Source organism: Citrobacter sp. 50677481 (genome assembly GCF_001463265.1).
Classification (GTDB): domain Bacteria; phylum Pseudomonadota; class Gammaproteobacteria; order Enterobacterales; family Enterobacteriaceae; genus Citrobacter_A; species Citrobacter_A sedlakii.
On the sequence record NZ_LNHZ01000075.1, the window covers coordinates 70,247 to 89,906 of the forward strand.

A 19,660-nucleotide genomic window follows, 5' to 3' on the forward strand; every position below is an offset into this window, starting at 1 on the left:
CGGTCCAGTTTTGGACCTCACTTAACAAATAAGATAAAGCTGTTAAATCCACGTTAATAAACAATCGACTTTTTGATGACAACGTAAAAATATATTGCACACCTTGCCCCGGAAAAATAAAAACGTGGGCATCATCGGGGTTAAATAAATATTAAATTTCCGATCTTGTTTCGCGATCTGTGTGTCAATTTGTGCACTCGAAAGCCGCATAACTTCAAGGGAATACAGGAAAGTCCTATACTGAAAAGATAACTATCGGGACGCCATGCTGTAGAGAGCGTCTTTCAATTTGCGCAATGTAAGGGTGTCATATGATCACAATTGACGGTAATGGCGCGGTCGCCTCCGTAGCGTTCCGCACCAGTGAAGTTATCGCCATCTACCCCATAACGCCCAGTTCAACAATGGCTGAACAGGCGGACGCCTGGGCGGGGAACGGGCTTAAAAACGTCTGGGGAGATACCCCGCGCGTGGTCGAAATGCAGTCTGAAGGCGGCGCGATCGCTACCGTGCACGGTGCGTTGCAAACCGGGGCTCTGTCGACCTCCTTTACGTCCTCCCAGGGTCTGCTATTGATGATCCCGACGTTGTATAAACTGGCGGGACAGCTTACTCCGTTCGTACTGCACGTCGCCGCCCGTACCGTGGCGACACATGCGCTGTCTATTTTCGGCGATCACTCCGACGTAATGGCCGTCCGCCAGACCGGCTGCGCCATGCTGTGCGCGGCCAGCGTTCAGGAAGCGCAGGACTTCGCGCTGATCGCCCAAATCGCCACATTGAAAAGCCGGGTGCCCTTTATTCACTTTTTTGATGGTTTTCGTACTTCGCATGAAATCAACAAAATCGTGCCGCTGGCTGACGATACGCTGCTGAACCTGATGCCACAGGCTGAAATCGACGCCCATCGCGCCAGAGCGCTTAATCCGGAGCATCCGGTGATTCGCGGCACGTCGGCAAACCCGGATACGTACTTCCAGTCGCGCGAAGCGACAAACCCATGGTACAACGCGGTTTACGACCATGTTGAGCAAGCGATGAATGATTTTGCCGCGGCGACGGGTCGTCAATATCGCCCCTTTGAATACTACGGTCACCCACAGGCTGAACGCGTGATCATCCTGATGGGGTCGGGTATCGGCACCTGCGAAGAGGTGGTCGACGAACTGCTGACGCGCGGTGAAAACGTTGGCGTGCTGAAAGTACGTTTGTTCCGCCCGTTCTCCGCACAACACCTGCTGCGCGCTCTGCCAGCGTCGGTACGTTCGGTCGCCGTACTCGATCGTACCAAAGAGCCGGGATCCCAGGCAGAGCCGTTGTATCTGGACGTCATGACCGCGCTGGCGGAAGCCTTTAACCGCGGCGAGCGTGAGACACTGCCGCGCGTTATCGGCGGACGCTACGGTCTTTCTTCGAAAGAGTTCGGCCCCGACTGCGTGCTGGCGGTGTTCACTGAACTGAGCAGCACGCAACCAAAATCGCGTTTTACTGTGGGTATTTACGACGATGTGACCAATTTGTCATTGCCGTTACCGGAAAACACCCTCCCCTCCAGCGCCCGGCTGGAAGCGCTGTTTTACGGACTGGGCAGCGACGGCAGCGTCTCGGCGACCAAAAACAACATCAAGATTATCGGTAACTCGACCCCCTGGTACGCGCAGGGTTACTTCGTCTACGATTCGAAAAAGGCCGGGGGTTTGACGGTTTCGCATCTTCGCGTCAGCGAACAGCCGATCCGTTCCGCCTACCTTGTTTCGCAGGCCGACTTTGTTGGCTGTCATCAGTTGCAGTTTATCGACAAATACCCGATGGCAGAACGTCTCAAGCCTGGCGGGATTTTCCTGCTCAATACCCCCTATAACGCCGATGAGGTCTGGGCGCGTTTGCCACAGGAAGTCCAGGCGGTGTTGAACCAGAAAAAGGCGCGTTTCTACGTCATTAACGCCGCGAAAATCGCTCGCGAATGCGGTCTGGCCGCACGCATCAACACCGTCATGCAGATGGCCTTTTTCCATCTGACGCGCATTTTGCCTGGCGACAGCGCGCTGGCTGAACTTCAGGGCGCGATCGCCAAAAGCTACAGCAGCAAAGGACAGGATCTGGTGGAGCGCAACTGGCAGGCGCTGGCGCTGGCCCGCGAATCGGTTGTTGAAGTGCCGCTACAGTCGGTGAATCCGCAAAGCGCCCACCGTCCACCGGTCGTTTCGGACGCAGCCCCTGATTTTGTCAAAACGGTCACCGCCGCGATGCTCGCCGGACTCGGTGACGCGCTTCCGGTATCCGCCTTACCGCCGGACGGTACCTGGCCGATGGGCACCACGCGCTGGGAAAAACGCAATATAGCCGAAGAAATTCCAATCTGGAAAGAGGAACTGTGCACTCAGTGTAACCATTGTGTCGCCGCCTGCCCGCATTCGGCGATTCGCGCCAAAGTCGTGTCGCCACAGGAGATGGAGAACGCCCCAGCCAGTCTGCATTCGCTGGACGTGAAATCTCGTGATATGCGTGGCCAGAAATATGTGCTGCAGGTCGCTCCGGAAGATTGCACCGGCTGCAACCTGTGCGTCGAGGTGTGCCCGGCGAAAGATCGCCAGAACCCGGAAATCAAGGCGATTAATATGATGTCCCGCCTTGAGCATGTGGAAGAAGAAAAAGTGAACTACGACTTTTTCCTCGCTCTGCCAGAAATTGATCGCAGCAAACTTGAACGCATTGATATTCGTACTTCGCAGTTGATCACCCCGCTGTTTGAATATTCCGGCGCCTGTTCCGGCTGCGGCGAAACGCCGTATATCAAGTTGCTGACCCAGCTGTACGGCGATCGCATGTTGATTGCCAACGCCACCGGGTGCTCGTCGATTTACGGCGGTAACCTGCCTTCAACGCCGTACACCACCGATGCGAACGGACGGGGGCCGGCATGGGCTAACTCGCTGTTTGAGGATAACGCCGAATTCGGTCTGGGATTCCGTCTGACGGTCGACCAGCACCGCGTGCGGGTGATGCGCCTGCTGTCGCAGTTTGCCGAACAAATCCCAACGGCGCTCTACGAGGCATTGCACGCCGAAGCGACACCGGACGTTCGCCGCGAACAGGTTGCCGCCCTGCGCCAGCATCTGAAAGATGTCGACGGTGCGCGCGAGCTGGTCGCCGATGCCGATGCGCTGGTTGAGAAATCAATCTGGCTTATCGGCGGAGACGGATGGGCTTACGATATTGGCTTCGGCGGTCTCGATCATGTGCTGAGCCTGACCGAAAACGTCAACATTCTGGTGCTGGACACGCAGTGTTATTCCAATACCGGCGGCCAGGCGTCAAAAGCCACGCCGCTTGGGGCTGTGACAAAATTTGGCGAACACGGCAAGCGCAAGGCGCGTAAAGATCTCGGCGTCAGCATGATGATGTATGGTCACGTTTACGTCGCGCAGATCTCGCTTGGCGCGCAGCTAAACCAGACGGTGAAAGCCATACAGGAAGCGGAGGCGTATCCAGGACCGTCGCTGATCATTGCCTACAGCCCATGTGAAGAGCACGGCTACGATCTGGCGCTGAGCCACGACCAGATGCGTCAACTGACGGCGACTGGCTTCTGGCCGCTCTATCGTTTCGATCCGCGTCGCGCGGAGGAAGGCAAAGTGCCGCTGGCGCTTGACTCTCGTCCACCGTCAGATGCGCTGGCGGAAACCCTGCTTAACGAGCAGCGCTTCCGCCGTCTTAATGCGCAGCAGCCCGAGGTCGCGGAGCAACTATGGAAAGATGCCGCCGCGGACCTGCAGAAACGCTATGACTTCCTGGCGCAACTGGCGGGGAAAGCAGAAAAAGCGAACAGTGAATAACGGCCTGGCGGGATTCATCTGGAAATAAAAAAAAAGCCCGAACATCGTTTCGGGCTTGTCAGTATGTTTGCTGGTAAATCAGTACGTTTCGCAATGGACCAACAAAAAGCAGAGTTTGACAATAAAGGCATATAACCCGCGCAGAATATCGCATCAAATTTAACTTGTATAATTTTTATTTTATATGTTTTTGGTTAATACATTCACGCTAATTATTGCTGTTACCATAGAATTATTTAATTAAGGTTTTACTTAAGACGTAACAATTCATACTTATCTCTTTACGGAACTTCTCCTTTAGCATGCTTTTACTCCCCTTAAGAGGGAGTCACAGGTAAATAATAAACGAAAGGATTATTTCGATGAAAAGAAAAGTACTGGCTCTCGTAATCCCTGCCCTGTTAGCCGCTGGCGCAGCGCATGCCGCTGAAGTCTATAATAAAGACGGCAATAAATTAGATCTCTATGGCAAAGTAGATGGTCTGCATTATTTTTCTGACAACAATAAGTCTGACGGCGATCAAACGTATGTTCGTGTTGGCTTCAAAGGCGAAACCCAAATTAACGACCAACTGACCGGTTACGGCCAGTGGGAATATAACGTTCAGGCGAATACTACAGAAGGCGAAGGTTCAAATTCCTGGACCCGTCTGGCATTCGCGGGCGTAAAATTCGGCGACTACGGTTCATTCGACTACGGTCGTAACTATGGCGTACTGTACGATGTGGAAGGCTGGACCGATATGCTGCCGGAATTTGGCGGCGACTCATACACCCAGGCTGACAACTTTATGACCGGTCGTACAAACGGCGTCGCAACCTACCGTAACACGGACTTCTTCGGCCTGGTAAACGGACTGAACTTTGCGCTTCAGTATCAGGGCAACAACGAAAACCAGAACGGTCAGGAAGGCACCAATAACAACGGCCGCGATCTTCAACATTCCAACGGCGACGGTTTCGGTATTTCGACGACTTATGATATGGGCATGGGCTTCAGCGCTGGCGCTGCTTACACAACCTCTGACCGGACCAACGAGCAGGTTAACGCTGGCGGCAAAGTGGCTGGCGGCGAAAACGCGGATGCCTGGACTGCGGGTCTGAAATACGATGCCAACAACATCTACCTGGCGACGATGTATTCTGAAACCCGCAACATGACCCCGTACGGCGATGACGGCGTAGCGAACAAAACGCAAAACGTGGAAGTGACTGCGCAGTACCAGTTCGACTTTGGCCTGCGTCCGGCGGTGTCTTTCCTGATGTCTAAAGGTAAAGACCTGAGCGGCCAGGGTAACGACACCAGTAAAGATCTGGTTAAATACGCTGACGTCGGCGCGACCTACTACTTCAATAAAAATATGTCGACCTATGTTGATTATAAAATCAACCTGCTGGACGAAGACGACAACTTCTATGCTAACAACGGTATCAACACCGATGACGTTGTAGCGCTGGGTCTGGTTTACCAGTTCTAAGCTCTTCAGCCCGCTGGCGACGGCGGGCTATTCTCTGCGCTGAATACCCCCGTCCTTCTCTGTTGCGCGCTTTGCTGTGCTGACACATGCATACCATATAATTAAAATCATAAATATGTGATGCCAAAATGTGACCGTCGTCGTTATACTTACCGAGCTAAAAGGCGTTACACTTTATATGGATACATTAACAGGAGGTTTTTATGAGCAGAACGATTCTGGTACCTATCGATATTTCAGACTCAGAATTAACTCAACGGGTGATTTCCCACGTTGAAGCCGAAGCAAGGATTGACGATGCGCAGGTGCATTTTCTGACCGTGATTCCGTCACTGCCTTATTACGCATCGCTGGGCCTGGCCTACTCCGCAGAGTTGCCCGCCATGGACGATCTGAAAGCTGAAGCCAAATCTCAGTTGGAAGAGATGATAAAGCAGTTCAATATCCCGGCGGACAGAGTCCAGGTACATATTGCTGAGGGTTCGCCAAAAGACAAGATTCTGGAAATGGCGAAGAAATTACCGTCGGATATGGTCATTATTGCCTCGCACCGTCCGGATATCACCACCTACCTGTTAGGGTCGAACGCGGCGGCTGTCGTGCGTCACGCTGAATGTTCGGTACTGGTGGTTCGCTAATCCTTTCAGCCCGCACCCCGCTGCGGGCTTTTTCTTCTCTTACCTGCCCCCTGCGTTTTGCCTGTTAAATGTGCTGACATTTTTCTCGCTAATCCGTACCATACGCTCCACGGTTTTTATATCAGACAGCGTCCGCGGATCCTTCGGCGTGATGTCGCCCCCTCTGATGCCACACAATGAATTGAGCCTCTATTACATGTCGCAAAATCAAGAAATGAGTAAAAAAGAGCAGTACAACATCAATAAATTACAGAAGCGTCTGCGCCGAAACGTGGGCGAAGCCATTGCCGATTTCAACATGATTGAAGACGGCGATCGCATCATGGTTTGTCTTTCAGGCGGCAAAGACAGCTATACCATGCTGGAGATTTTGCGCAATTTACAACAAAGCGCACCGATCCAGTTTTCGCTGGTGGCGGTGAACCTCGATCAAAAACAGCCCGGTTTTCCTGAGCATATTCTGCCTGAATACCTCGAACAACTCGGCGTGGAGTACAAGATTGTTGAGGAAAACACCTACGGAATCGTAAAAGAGAAAATTCCGGAAGGCAAAACCACCTGCTCTCTGTGCTCGCGTTTGCGCCGCGGTATTCTTTACCGTACCGCTACGGAGCTGGGCGCCACCAAGATTGCGCTTGGACACCATCGCGACGATATTCTGCAAACCCTGTTTCTTAACATGTTCTACGGCGGAAAGATGAAAGGCATGCCGCCAAAGCTGATGAGCGACGACGGTAAACATATCGTGATCCGTCCGCTGGCCTACTGCCGGGAAAAAGATATTGAACGTTTTGCCGAGGCGAAAGCGTTCCCTATCATTCCTTGTAACCTGTGTGGTTCACAGCCGAACTTACAGCGCCAGGTGATTGCCGACATGCTGCGCGACTGGGATAAACGCTACCCGGGTCGCATTGAGACCATGTTCAGCGCCATGCAGAACGTGGTGCCGTCTCACCTGAGCGACATTAACCTGTTTGACTTCAAAGGGATCAGACACGGCGCAGAGGTGGTAGACGGTGGCGATCTGGCGTTCGATCGCGAAGATATCCCGCTACAGCCTGTAGGCTGGCAGCCAGAAGAAGATGAACATCAGCTTGCTGAGCTACGGCTAAATGTGGTTGAGGTGAAGTAAGCGTCGTTTGACGCTTTTACCCTGCCGGATAACGGCTTTGCCGTATCCGGCGTTAACGCCAATGGGCTTACTTCAACAGGCGAACCCGACAGGACTTCCCTTTAATTTTCCCGTTCTGTAACTGCTTCCACGCCTTATGCGCCACCGCCTGACGCACCGCGACGTAGACATGCGCCGGGTGCACGGTAATTTTTCCAATGTCCGCGCCGTCCAGTCCCAACTCGCCAGTTAAAGCTCCCAGCACGTCGCCAGGACGCATTTTGGCTTTCTTCCCGCCGTCAATGCACAGCGTGGTCATATCCGCCTCGAGCGGCATTAGCGTCACGTTCGTTGGCGCATCCTGCCAGTTCAGCGTTAACTGCAACATTTCCGAAAGGATATTGGCTCGCTGCGCCTCTGCCGGCGCGCAAAAGCTGATCGCCAGACCGCTATTCCCGGCGCGGGCCGTTCGACCAATACGGTGCACATGGACCTCCGAGTCCCACGCCAGCTCGTAATTGACGACCAGTTCCAGAGACTTAATATCCAGCCCGCGCGCTGCCACATCCGTGGCGACCAGCACGCGTGCGCTGCCATTAGCAAAACGCACCAGCGTCTGATCGCGATCCCGCTGTTCCAGATCGCCATGCAGCGCCAGCGCGCTTTGCCCCGCTGCGTTCAGCGCATCGCATACCGCCTGACAATCTTTCCTGGTGTTACAGAACACCACGCAAGACTTTGGCTGGTGCTGGCTGAGTATTATTTGCAACAGCGGAATTTTGTCCTGGGGAGCCGTTTCGAAGAACTGCTGTTCAATGGCCGGAAGCGCATCAACCGTATCGATCTCAATGGTTACCGGATTTCGCTGAACGCGGCTGCTGATCGCGGCAATCGCCTCGGGCCAGGTCGCCGAAAACAGCAGCGTCTGGCGTGACGCAGGGGCAAAGCGAATCACCTCATCAATGGCGTCGCTAAACCCCATGTCCAGCATCCGATCCGCTTCATCCATCACCAGCGTCGAAAGCGCATCCAGCGAAACCGTGCCTTTTTGCAGATGGTCCAGTAGCCGTCCAGGCGTCGCCACAATGATGTGCGGCGCGTGCTGGAGAGAGTCGCGCTGCGCGCCAAAGGGTTGGCCGCCGCACAGGGTCAATATCTTGGTATTCGGCAGGAAGCGTGCCAGACGGCGCAATTCCCCCGCGACCTGGTCGGCCAGTTCACGCGTCGGGCATAACACCAGCGACTGGGTTTTAAACAGAGCGGCGTCGATATGCTGTAAAAGCCCAAGGCCAAACGCCGCCGTTTTACCGCTGCCGGTTTTGGCCTGAACCCGAACATCCTGCCCGGCCAGAATCGCCGGTAGCGCGGCGGCCTGAACAGGCGTCATCGACAAATAGCCCAACTCGTTGAGGTTATCGAGCTGGGCGGCGGGCAGAACGTTCAGGGTTGAAAAAGCGGTCACAATTTAATCTCGCGGTAACGACTCACAGTCAGCAGGCGCGTATCCTCGCAGATCTGCGCCTGTGATGCGACAATTTAATCGGTTCTTCATCGGGCGGTGGATCGGGCATGGGCTGCGGACGCGGCACCGGGTCAGGAACAGGAACCGGATCGGTCGGTACAGGGTCGGAAAAACGAATTTCCAGTTTCAGGGACACCATCAGACGAGTCATTTTTGCCTCCGGTAGAACGTGGGCTCCCTTTTAGGGTAGTCGTTGATAACCTGCTGGCAAAAAAAAGCCGACTTATTTAAGTCGGCGTCGTACGAATCAATTGTGCTATGCAGTAATTCAAAAAAGGAAGTAAGACAATATGGAGCGCAACGCCCATCGCTTGACGTTGCATTCACCTGCGAGAATGATATTGCCGCGAACGGGCGCGATGTTTATTGACTTCGCTCAATTTTAAAGCCGTTTTAGCAGAAGAAATCTCTTAAAAGCCCCGTTTTTACAACCATTTACTACGATGCAACCATAAAGTAACACCACCAATCACAACCACTAACAGAATGCAAAAGATCGAAAAACCAAAACGCCATTCTCCCCCAGGAATACCCCCCAGATTGACGCCAAATAGCCCGGTCAGAAAGGTGCTGGGCAAGAATACCATTGCCATCAGCGACATCGTATAGGTCCGACGGGCCAGTGACTCTTGCATGACCTGCGCGATCTCATCCGCCATTACGCCGGTACGGGCGATACAGGCGTCGATCTCATCCAGTCCGCGGCCCAGCCGGTCAGCAATATCCTGCATCCGGCGCCGCTGATCATCGCTCATCCACGGCAAACGCTCGCTGGCGAGCCGCGCATAGACGTCACGCTGGGGGGCCATGTAGCGTCGCATGACAATCAGTTGCTTACGCAGCAGCGCAAGAAATCCCCGCGGCGGTATTTGCTGATCGAGCAGGTTGTCTTCGAGGTCGATGATCCTGTCGTGCAACTGTTCAATAAATTCGCTGGCATGGTCGGTTAACGCATCACAAACGTCCACCAGCCAACCGCCGCAGTCAACGGGACCGGTGCCTTCCTGCAGATCGCTCACCACGTCATCCAGCGCCAGCACTTTACGCTGGCGGGTGGAGACAATCAGCCGTTCATCCATATACAGACGCATCGCCACCAGTTGGTCCGGACGTTCATCGGTGCTGCCGTTAATGCAGCGCAGGGTTATGAGCGTTCCTTCTCCCAGACGGCTGACGCGTGGGCGTAGGCTTTCCCCTGCCAGCGCGTCCCGAACATTGTTTGGCAGTAACGGCGTTGTGGCCAGCCACTGCGCGCTGTCGGGGTGCGTATAGTTAAGATGTAACCAGCAGGGATGCGCGCTGTCGATAAGATCGTTATCCTCCAGCGGCTTCACCCCGCCTTTGCCATCCAGCAACCAGGCAAACACCGCATCCGGCACACTCACTTCCGACCCTTTTATGGCTTCCATTTCGCCTCCCCTACGTCGCGCTTTTCTGGTTAGTCTAGCTATCGGCGTAGGTTAAGCAACTTCTCGTTATCCCATAATGCTGATATTTATCATGAAAACCTGGACTGCCCGTGCTGTTGCGCCGACGTAGTGGTGGCAGATAAACGAAACTGCTGCGTCTTAGACTGCAACTCAACCACCTGCCGTTTCAATACTGCAGAAGAACCCGTTAATTCCTCTACCATCAGCGCATTGCTCTGGGTAACACTTTCCAGTTCGCTCATGGCCTGCGATATCTGGTTGATGCCTTTTTCCTGCTCCACGGTAGTGGCAGAAATTTCACGCATGAGCTGGCTTAATTGCCCTGCGCCCTGGACGATGATCTGCATATTTTTTTCTGTTTCGCTGACCACCTCCGCTCCCTGCCGAACATTTTTATGGGTTTCTTCAATCAGCATTTTTATATTTTTCGCCGCTTCTGCGCTTCGGTGCGCCAGATTCCGGACCTCTGTCGCCACCACGGAAAATCCTTTTCCGTGTTCACCCGCGCGTGCCGCTTCTACGGCAGCATTTAACGCCAGAATATTGGTCTGAAAAGCAATATCGTCAATCAGCGTAATGATTTCCGTCATCTGCTGCGCGCAGTGCGCGATGGATTCCATATTATGTGAAACCTGCGCCATTAATTCGCTACCGTGATACGCGCACTGTTTTGACGTATCGGCCTGATGATTGGCCAGACGGGTGTTATCAGCATTATTACGGGTGCTCGCCGCCATTTCTTCCATACTGGCCGAGGTCTGAATCAGTGAGGACGACTGCTGCTCGGTTTTCACCGAAAGTTCCGCACTGCGGGCGGCAAGCTGTTCAGACAGCGACAGCGCGGTGTGAGAAGAATGGCGGATCTCACGCACCAGCGTCGCAATATTACCCGACAGGCTGTTAATTCCGGGAATGAGTCTTCCCGCACAGTTATTACCAAACGCAGGGATTATCACCCCCAGATTTCCGGCGGTGACTTCGGCAATACTTCGCTTAACCGTGTTGATCGGCGTGACAAGATATATTGTCATATACCACCATAAAAACAATAACGCTGTCAGCGAGATCACATTCATTAAAACAACCAAGCGGATATTTGATGAGAAAAGTATATGAACAATATTGAATAACAGGAAAACGCCTACCAGGAAGCCAATAATAAACGTTCTGACACTCATGTTTTTTAACATTTCAGTTCCGGGAGAAAATACATTGCGGGTAAATAGTTATATAGCATCAGGAAACACTATTTTCATCCGCTTTTTACATTGCGCCAACATTTACGATATACCATGGATAATTTCTCTTAACGCCATTCCCCCATCACCTTAATTTGCAGTAAGGACGCATAAAACACGGACAATCTGCTATTTACTCCTTTCCGTTGTTTTATACTTAAGCCACGCAATATCTCTGCGCAGATAATTTCATCAGCGCTTAACTGTTTAGTTTTTACTATTTTTTATTCCTCTTCTGTTTTTGCCTGCAGACAGCGATCCCCGTACGGCCATTTCAGCGCTGCTTTTTTTAAGCGTTGCCACGCCGTTTCCTCATGCGTAAAGGTGAAACCCTGCTAGATTAAAACTTGCGCACTTATCTGGCTCGCTTATTGCCGCCGTCTCGCCACGCTTGCTTCTTGTTCTGTTTTTTTTGCGCTTACGCAACATGTCATGATTAAAAAACAGGATCCATAAAAATGACCCACAACTTTAACGCTCTGGATTTATTGACCCTTCCTGTCTGGATCGTCTTTCCGCTCACGGGGGAAATGTTGTTTGCTAATCGCGCCGCCGCTGCGTTTATGCCGGAAAATGACTTCAATCAACTGCGTCAGGGCGCGTATTCGGTTCATGCGCACCGCCAGCTCGCAGATTACATCACCGATTTACGCAGCCGCCGGGATATTATCGAAATCCTGACCGTAAGCCGGGACAATACGCCGGGCACCCTCTCGTGCCGTCTTTCGTTAAGACAACTGCCTGACGATCGCGAGGTGATTCTGTTTGAAGGGATAGATATCTCGACCGTTCAGGGGTTAAAAGCGAGCCGTTCGCTGGCCTACCAGCGCAAGAAACAGGGATTTTATGCCCGTTTTTTTCTGACCAACACGGCGCCTATTCTGCTGATTGATCCCTCGCGCGATGGACTGATTGTCGATGCCAATCTCGCGGCGCTCAATTTCTACGGTTACAGCCTTGAGGCGATGTGTCAAAAACATACCTGGGAAATTAATATGCTGGGACGACAAATCTTACCCATCATGCATGAAATTGCCCGGTTGCCCGGCGGCCATAAGCCATTACATTTTGTGCACAAGATGGCGGACGGCTCTCCCCGTCATGTCCAGACCTATGCGGGGCCAATCGAAATCTACGGCGATCGCTTGATGCTATGCATTGTCCACGACATTACCGAACAAAAACGGCTGGAAGAGGCGCTGCACTATGCGGCATTACACGATGCGCTGACCGGTTTACTTAATCGCCGCCAGCTTTATCTCCTGACTGACCCCGAACAGAGAACCCCATTTTCCCTGGCGCAGGATTACAGTCTCCTGCTCATTGATACTGACAGGTTTAAGAGCATTAACGATATGTACGGGCATTTAAAGGGTGATGAAGTACTCTGCGCGCTGGCGAACTGCCTTCAGCAGAGCGCGCGCCAGGGCGATCGGGTTTTCCGTTGGGGCGGCGAGGAGTTTATTCTGCTGTTGCCGCGCACGCCGCTGGATGATGCGCTTTCACTGGCGGAAGCGATTCGCGCGTCGGTGGCAAAGCTCACGCTGTTGGGCCTGCCGCGTTTTACGGTGAGTATTGGCGTGGCGCAACATGAACCAAATGAAAGCCTTGATGACCTGTTTAAACGCGTTGATGCTGCCTTATACCGGGCCAAAAACGCAGGGCGCAATCGGGTACTCGCAGCCTGACAGAGACATTTCCGGCGACGCTTCAGGTCGCCGGCAGCGTGTCTTACAGACCGGCGGCATCACGCTCATCGAAAACCTGCTGCGCCAGATGCAGCGTAGCGTTGGCGGCAGGTAAACCACAATAGAGCGCGGAATGCATGATCAGTTCTTTTAGTTCTTCCCGCGTCGCCCCGTTATTAAAAGCAGCATGCAAATGCATCTTCAGCTCCGCTTCCCGGTTGAGCGCTATCAGCATCGCAATGGTGATGAGGCTGCGCGTATGGCGTTCCAGCCCGGGGCGGCTCCAGATGTCTCCCCAGGCATAGCGGGTAATAAAATCCTGAAAATCGGCGTTAAGCGAGGTCAGGTTTTTCACGGTGCGATCGACATGCGCATCGCCCAGTACGCTGCGACGCACCTTCATGCCTTGTTCGAAACGGTCTTCATCCTGCATTCTGTCCTCCCAGGAATGACAGCAGCGCCGCGTTCACCGCGTCTGGCGCTTCAATCGTGGATAAATGCGACGCCTTCACCACGACCATTGTTGAACCCGCAATGCGCTGGTGCATATACTGCGCATCGGCCACGGTGGTCACCGGATCGTCATCTCCGGCAATAAGCAAAACCGGGCGCTGAATGTCGGCTATCTCGTCACGCATATCGGCGGTCGCCAGCGCATCACAACAGGCGGCATAGCCTTGCGCGGACGATTCTACGAGCTGCTGACACAGGTCGGCCACGGTCTCTGCTGACGCCAGACGAAACGGCAGACTAAACCAGCGCTCAGGCGCGCTGGCGGCAATCGCGGAAAGCCCGCTGGCGCGGACCTGCTGCGCCCGGTCGCGCCAGCCGGCTTCATTACCTATCCGCGCCGCGCTGTTTATCACGGTCACACTGCGCATCCGTTGCGGCTGATGGCATGCGAGCCATAAACCGGTCAGCCCGCCCATTGAAATACCGCAAAAATGTGCTGTCGGGATGTCCAGATGGTCCAGAAGCGCAATCACATCCTGCCCGAGCCGCGCGAGGTCCGTTTCTCCCCGTTTACGCGTTTCGCCGTGTCCATGCGTGTCGTAACGCAGCACCCTGTAATGCGCGGTTAACGCCGCCATCTGCGGTTCCCACATGGTCAGCGTCGTACCCAGTGAATTCGATAACACCACCACCGGGGCGTTATCCGGCCCTTCAATCTGAAAGTTCAGTTCCATGCCGCCGCTCCTCATAGCGCGAAAGTACGCGCTGGACAAAGTGTTCTGCGCTGCCAGTGGCCTGCGTCGGGTCAAGCAGCGCTGTTAAACGAGATTTATCAACGTGCGCGGTCACGCGTGGTTCATCGACCAACACTGACAGCAGAGAACACCGCTTTTCGATTGCACGATGGCAAAGATCTTCCATCAAATGATGCGCTTCTTGTTTACCGACAAACGCTGCGAGCGCCAGGGTCACCGACTCCGCCATCATCAGGCCATGCGTGATCTCCAGGTTCTCAAGCATCTTTGGCGGGCAGACCTGCATCCCTTCAACCAAGTGTTGCGTTTCCTGCATCGCGTGACCGACCAGCATGATGATTTCCGGCAAGACTTCCCATTCGGCCTGCCAGCCGCCGAGCGCCCGTTCATGTTGTTGAAGCTGACTGCTGTAGAGGGTTGCCATTAGCCCCGGCGTTCGTTGCATCGCGGTCAGAATGGCGGCGCAGCTGACCGGGTTACGCTTATGCGGCATGGTGGAGGAACCGCCACGCCCGGCGGTGACGGGTTCGCTCACTTCCGCCACTTCGGTCTGCATCAGCAGTGCGAAATCCTGAGCGAATTTGCCCAGCGTTCCGCCGATCCCGGCATACCACGCGGCCACTTCCAGCATACGATCGCGCTGCGTATGCCAGGGCGTATCCGGCAGCGTAAGGGCCAGCTCCTGCGCCAGACGCGACGCCACCGGCAGCGCGTCCTGCCTGAGCGACGCCAGCGTGCCCGCCGCGCCGCCGAACTGGACCACCAGCACACGCGGAAGTAACTGCTGTAAGCGCTCCTGCCAGCGTAATAACGCGTCAAGCGTTCCGGCAAGTTTCAGACCCCACGTCACCGGCAACGCCTGCTGCATCCAGGTCCGTCCCGGCATGACGGTTTGCTGATAACGCGATGCCTGGCTGGCAACGGTATCCACTAACCGTGCGAGATGCGCACGGGTTGCGTTCAGCGCCGCGCGCAGTTGCAGCACCATCCCGGTGTCAATAACGTCCTGACTGGTAGCGCCCCAATGTACGTAGCGCGCCGCGTCAGGATCATCGGCTTTTACCTGTGCGGTTAACTGTTTGACTAAGGGGATTGCCAGATTTCCCGCCGCACGCGCCGACTCTGCCAGCGTGTCCGCATCAATACGTCCTGCGCGACAGGCACGGACGATCGGCCCGGCGGCGGCGACAGGGATCACGCCGCAAGCCGCCTGCGCCCTTGCCAGCGCGGCTTCAAAGTCGAGCATCCCCTGGATCACTTGCTGCTCTGAGAATTCTGCCGTCAGCGCCGTTCCGCGCATTAACGGGGTTAACAAATGCATTTCTGCTCCTTAAACCCTTTCGATTATCAGCGCGATGCCTTGTCCAACGCCGATACACATCGTGCAGAGACCATAACGCCCACCCGTTCGCTGTAGCTGATACGCTGCCGCCATCGCCAGCCTTCCCCCGGATGCTCCCAACGGATGCCCCAGCGCAATTGCGCCGCCATTCGGGTTCACCTGCGCGGCCTCATCAGGCAAACCCAAATCGCGCATGACCGCCAGCGCCTGAGCGGCAAACGCTTCGTTAAGCTCAATGACGTCCATTTGTGCAAGCGTTAATCCGGTCAGCGCCAGCACCTTACGTACCGCGGGCGCGGGACCAAAGCCCATAATACGCGGCGCGACGCCTGCCGTCGCTACGCCAACAATGCGCGCCAGCGGCTGCAATCCCTGCTGCGCCATTGCCTGCTCGCTGGCAATAAGCAGCGCGCAAGCGCCATCATTAACCCCGGAGGCATTGCCTGCCGTCACCGAGCCATCAGGCCGCACGACGCCCTTCAGTTTTGCCAGCGCATCAGCCGAGGTGGCGCGTGGGTGTTCGTCGGCGCTGAATATCCGCGGCTCGCCCTTTGGTTGTGACACTGTCACAGAAACCAGCTCCCGGTCAAAAAGCCCCTGCTCCTGAGCCGCCGCTGTACGTTGCTGGCTGCGCAGGGCAAACGCATCCTGATCGGCCCGCGAAATGGCAAACTGTTGTGCGACGTTTTCTGCCGTTTCTGGCATCGAATCCACACCATATTGCGCCTGCATTTGCGCATTGATAAAACGCCAGCCAATGGTGGTATCTTCCATTTTCATGCTGCGGCTAAAGGCGCTTTCCGCCTTCCCCATAACAAACGGCGCGCGCGACATGCTCTCGACGCCGCCAGCAATCATCAACTGCGTCTCTCCGCTCTTGATCGCCCGCGCGGCAATGCCTATCGCATCAAGACTGGAGCCGCAAAGCCGGTTCACCGTGCTGCCCGGCACGCTTTCCGGCAAACCCGCCAGCAGCAACGCCATTCGTGCCACGTTGCGGTTATCTTCCCCTGCCTGATTCGCACAGCCGTAGATCACATCATCAATCGCCGCCGGATCGAGATTCGGATGGCGCGCCAGCAGAGCTTTCAACGGAATGGCCGCCAGATCGTCCGCCCGTACGCTCGCCAGCGTCCCGCCGAAGCGACCAAACGGCGTGCGCACCGCATCGCAGATAAATGCCTGATTCATCTTAGTTCCTTATGCGCTTTGCGCCAGCTGTTCAAACCCCAGCGTCACCGGCGTGATACGCTGCAGCTCTTCAAAAGAGAGTCCGTTGAAAATTTCCCGCGCCACGGGCCCTTTTTCGGTAATGTCGATCACCGCCAGATCGGTGTAAATACGACTGACACATCTCATTCCGGTTAACGGATAGGAACAGTGCTCTACCAGCTTACATTCTCCCTCGCGGGTTAAGTGATCCATCATCACGAACACCTGACGCGCGCCGATCGCCAGATCCATCGCCCCCCCTACCGCCGGGATCGCATCGGGCGCGCCGGTGCTCCAGTTCGCGAGGTCCCCTGACGCAGAAACCTGATATGCCCCCAGTACGCAGATATCAAGGTGACCGCCGCGCATCATGGCGAACGAATCGCCATGATGGAAATAACAGCCGCCCTGCATCAGGGTGACATACTCTTTTCCGGCATTGATCAGTTCGGGATCCTCCTCACCCTCCGCGGGCTTCGGTCCCATGCCGAGCAGACCGTTTTCACTGTGCAGGAAGATTTCTTTATCTGCGGGCAGGTAGTTGGCGATCCGCGTAGGCAGGCCAATACCAAGATTGACGTAAGCCCCTTCGGGAATATCCTGCGCCACGCGTTTCGCCATTTCATCCCGTGATAATCTTTTCATTTTTCCTCCTCAGGCACGCAGCGCTGTTTCTGCCAGGTTTTCCAGCGAAAATACGCGCTGGACAAAAATGCCCGGCGTAATGATATGTTCAGGATCGAGTTCGCCCAGCGGAACCAGTTGATTCACTTCGACGATAGTGGTGTGCGCGGCCGTCGCCATGATCGGTCCAAAATTCCGCGCCGCTTTGCGGTACACCAGGTTTCCCCAGCGGTCAGCCCGGTGCGCTTTAATCAGCGCGAAGTCGGCTTTTATCGGATATTCAAGCACATAGTTTTTACCATCAATGCAGCGGGTTTCTTTACCCTCCGCCAGCGGGGTGCCATAGCCCGTTGGGGTATAAATTGCGCCAATTCCGGCACCGGCTGCCTGGATCCGCGCCGCCAGATTCCCCTGCGGCACCAGCTCCAGCGTCACCTCTCCGTTACGGTATAGCCCGTCAAAAATCTGCGAGTCCACCTGGCGCGGAAAAGAGCAGATCATTTTACGCACCCGTTTCGCTTTCAGCAGCGCCGCGAGCTCCACTTCGCCGTTACCCGCATTGTTGTTGATGATAGTGAGATCCCGGGCCCCCTGGTCTATCAGAGCGTCAATCAGCCGGGTGGGCTGCCCCGCCGTACCAAATCCACCAATCATGATGGTGGCGCCATCCGGGATCCCGGCAATGGCCTCCTCCAGCGAAGGCACACTCTTATCAATCATCTGGTCGCTCCTTGTTGTGCGTATTTCGCACCTTTTTGCGTTGTTCGCACAAAATGTGACCCACTTAACGAAGCCAGGCAAGGGCGATAATCGAAATATGGTGCGATAATCGAACGATGTGTATATTTGTGCGAAGAATGTGATCGATGGCGAACAATGAGGGGAAAACAGTGGAAAAACATCCGGACGATCGTCTGAGCAACGAAGCCGACCCGTTTAAGGGCGACCCGAATTTTATGGCCTCGCTGGCACGCGGGCTGGAGGTGATTCAGGCGTTTACGCCGCAGCGCCGGGTGATGTCGATATCGCAGATCAGTCAGAAGACCGGCATTCCGCGCGCAGCGGTACGCCGCTGTCTGTATACGTTGGGTAAACTGGGGTTTGTCTATGCTGAAGACGGTAAAAATTTTGAACTGCGCCCTCGGATCCTGGCGCTGGGGCATGCTTACCTCGCCTCGACGCCGCTGGCGCGCGCCACGCAGCCGGTACTTAAGCATCTGAGCGATATGCTCAATGAATCCTGCTCCATCGCCACGCTGGACGGCGACGATATTCTCTATATTGCCCGCGCCTCCAGTTCGCGGATCATGACCATCGATCTGGACATTGGCAGCCGCCTGCCCGCGTGGTCTACCTCAATGGGCCGCGTACTGTTAAGCCACCTTTCGGAAGATAAACTGAATGATATGCTGGGAAGAATCACCATGATTCGCTACACCTCGCAAACCGTCGATTCTGTTTCGGCCCTGCGCGCGGAGCTAAAAAAAGTGCGGCAACAGGGCTACGCGCTTAACGATCAGGAACTGGAGATGGGACTACGGTCAATTGCCGTACCGTTAATTAACGCCCAGGGACAGGTACAGGCAGCGTTGAATGTGGGCGTCCATGCCGGACAGGTTTCCGCGGAGGAACTGCGGACCCGGGTACTGCCTGAACTGCAAAAAGCCGCGCAGGAGCTGTCGCTGTTACTACATTAACGGCTGCGTTTGGCGTGGCGTTCCCAATTCTCCTGTTTTGCCTGTGCGGTTTTACGCAGCGTCACGTAACAGGCACCGCTGCCGCCGTGGTGCGGCAGCGCCGTACAGTACGCCTGCACATCATCAAATTCGGTCAGCCAGCGCGCCACATAGCTGCGCACGATATTCGCGTGCGAGTGATCGTCCCGCCCTTTACCGTGAATGATGAGCACATTACGTAAGCCATCCTGCAAAGACTGGAGAATAAAGCGGAACAATTGCTGGCGACAGACTTCCACCGGCTGGCGCAATAAGTTCAGGCTGGCCTGCTGACCGTATTTTCCGCCACGCAGTTTGTCGAGCACGCCCTGCTGTAGCCCCTCGCGGCGAAATTCCAGCGGCTGCGCCAGCGGGACGATGTCCAGAAAACCGGTGGTGAGGAAATTATCAAGCTGCAGCGTGTCGATACGCTGCGGCTTACGCGCGTTGCGCACCGGCTGCCAGTGAACGTCTGTACAACGTTTGAGAGGCTGGACATCCTCCATGGCGTCAAGAAACAGCGCTTTGTCGTCAAGGTTCATGCTTCATCCTCCCGTTTTTAAGACAACCGTTATCATAACCGTCCCCCTGAATAGCGACAATGGTTTACAGAAGTTT

The 19,660-nt window shown here is 54.9% G+C and carries 17 protein-coding genes; 6 read left to right on the forward strand and 11 right to left on the reverse strand.

Going from position 1 to position 19,660, the window contains the following annotated elements; translation table 11 throughout:
* Positions 1-311 precede the first annotated feature (311 nt).
* The 4 genes from nifJ to ttcA all read left to right on the forward strand — a co-directional run bounded on the left by nifJ (position 312) and on the right by ttcA (position 7,084).
* Positions 312-3,836 carry a pyruvate:ferredoxin (flavodoxin) oxidoreductase gene (nifJ, locus tag APU02_RS22085; RefSeq protein WP_060571250.1) on the forward strand — a complete coding sequence of 1,175 codons (3,525 nt, stop codon included), beginning with the start codon at positions 312-314 and terminating at the stop codon, positions 3,834-3,836.
* Between the two features lie 362 nt (positions 3,837-4,198).
* Positions 4,199-5,314, forward strand: coding sequence for a porin OmpC (ompC, locus tag APU02_RS22090; protein ID WP_042283255.1), 1,116 nt, complete (start codon positions 4,199-4,201; stop codon positions 5,312-5,314).
* Positions 5,315-5,517: 203 nt separating this feature from the next.
* Positions 5,518-5,952, forward strand: a complete 435-nt coding sequence (uspF, locus tag APU02_RS22095) for a universal stress protein UspF (RefSeq protein WP_060571251.1) — start codon at positions 5,518-5,520, stop codon at positions 5,950-5,952.
* Positions 5,953-6,148: 196 nt separating this feature from the next.
* Positions 6,149-7,084, forward strand: coding sequence for a tRNA 2-thiocytidine(32) synthetase TtcA (ttcA, locus tag APU02_RS22100; protein ID WP_042283261.1), 936 nt, complete (start codon positions 6,149-6,151; stop codon positions 7,082-7,084).
* 67 nt (positions 7,085-7,151) lie between these two features.
* Here ttcA and dbpA read toward each other — a convergent pair whose 3' ends face one another.
* The 4 genes from dbpA to APU02_RS22120 form a co-directional block, all read right to left on the reverse strand.
* Positions 7,152-8,525, reverse strand: a complete 1,374-nt coding sequence (gene dbpA / locus APU02_RS22105; protein ID WP_060571252.1) for an ATP-dependent RNA helicase DbpA — start codon at positions 8,523-8,525, stop codon at positions 7,152-7,154.
* Positions 8,526-8,553: 28 nt separating this feature from the next.
* Positions 8,554-8,736 (reverse strand): hypothetical protein, encoded by a 183-nt coding sequence (locus APU02_RS26520; protein WP_042283271.1) that lies wholly within the window; start codon positions 8,734-8,736, stop codon positions 8,554-8,556.
* A 274-nt stretch (positions 8,737-9,010) separates the two neighbouring features.
* Positions 9,011-9,994 (reverse strand): zinc transporter ZntB, encoded by a 984-nt coding sequence (gene zntB / locus APU02_RS22115; protein WP_042283273.1) that lies wholly within the window; start codon positions 9,992-9,994, stop codon positions 9,011-9,013.
* Positions 9,995-10,083: 89 nt separating this feature from the next.
* The gene (locus tag APU02_RS22120) at positions 10,084-11,205 is read right to left on the reverse strand and encodes a methyl-accepting chemotaxis protein (protein WP_060571253.1); all 1,122 of its coding nucleotides are present in this window, start codon (positions 11,203-11,205) and stop codon (positions 10,084-10,086) included.
* A 506-nt stretch (positions 11,206-11,711) separates the two neighbouring features.
* On the opposite strand from APU02_RS22120, the gene APU02_RS22125 reads away from it, so the two are divergent.
* Positions 11,712-12,941: a sensor domain-containing diguanylate cyclase gene (locus tag APU02_RS22125; RefSeq protein ID WP_060571254.1), complete on the forward strand. Its 1,230-nt coding sequence runs from the start codon at positions 11,712-11,714 to the stop codon at positions 12,939-12,941.
* Positions 12,942-12,984: 43 nt separating this feature from the next.
* Here the strand turns inward: APU02_RS22125 and pcaC are convergent, their stop codons facing one another.
* The 6 genes from pcaC to APU02_RS22155 are packed head-to-tail and all read right to left on the reverse strand — an operon-like array spanning position 12,985 to position 18,047.
* A complete protein-coding gene (gene pcaC / locus APU02_RS22130) occupies positions 12,985-13,374 on the reverse strand; it encodes a 4-carboxymuconolactone decarboxylase (protein ID WP_060571255.1) in 390 nt (129 codons plus the stop codon).
* Positions 13,364-14,128, reverse strand: coding sequence for a 3-oxoadipate enol-lactonase (pcaD, locus tag APU02_RS22135; protein WP_042283279.1), 765 nt, complete (start codon positions 14,126-14,128; stop codon positions 13,364-13,366). The genes pcaC and pcaD overlap by 11 nt, the downstream gene beginning before the upstream one ends.
* A complete protein-coding gene (locus APU02_RS22140; protein WP_060571256.1) occupies positions 14,106-15,470 on the reverse strand; it encodes a 3-carboxy-cis,cis-muconate cycloisomerase in 1,365 nt (454 codons plus the stop codon). Before APU02_RS22140 ends, pcaD begins: the two co-directional genes overlap by 23 nt.
* A gap of 9 nt (positions 15,471-15,479) precedes the next feature.
* Positions 15,480-16,682, reverse strand: a complete 1,203-nt coding sequence (gene pcaF / locus APU02_RS22145; protein ID WP_042283284.1) for a 3-oxoadipyl-CoA thiolase — start codon at positions 16,680-16,682, stop codon at positions 15,480-15,482.
* Positions 16,683-16,691: 9 nt separating this feature from the next.
* The gene (locus APU02_RS22150; protein ID WP_060571257.1) at positions 16,692-17,348 is read right to left on the reverse strand and encodes a 3-oxoacid CoA-transferase subunit B; all 657 of its coding nucleotides are present in this window, start codon (positions 17,346-17,348) and stop codon (positions 16,692-16,694) included.
* 9 nt (positions 17,349-17,357) lie between these two features.
* Complete coding sequence (locus APU02_RS22155) at positions 17,358-18,047, reverse strand: 3-oxoacid CoA-transferase subunit A (RefSeq protein WP_060571258.1); 690 nt, start codon at positions 18,045-18,047, stop codon at positions 17,358-17,360.
* Positions 18,048-18,217: 170 nt separating this feature from the next.
* On the opposite strand from APU02_RS22155, the gene APU02_RS22160 reads away from it, so the two are divergent.
* Positions 18,218-19,024: an IclR family transcriptional regulator C-terminal domain-containing protein gene (locus tag APU02_RS22160; RefSeq protein WP_042284694.1), complete on the forward strand. Its 807-nt coding sequence runs from the start codon at positions 18,218-18,220 to the stop codon at positions 19,022-19,024.
* Here APU02_RS22160 and smrA read toward each other — a convergent pair.
* Positions 19,021-19,584, reverse strand: a complete 564-nt coding sequence (smrA, locus tag APU02_RS22165) for a DNA endonuclease SmrA (RefSeq protein WP_060571259.1) — start codon at positions 19,582-19,584, stop codon at positions 19,021-19,023. The genes APU02_RS22160 and smrA overlap by 4 nt on opposite strands.
* Positions 19,585-19,660 lie beyond the last annotated feature (76 nt).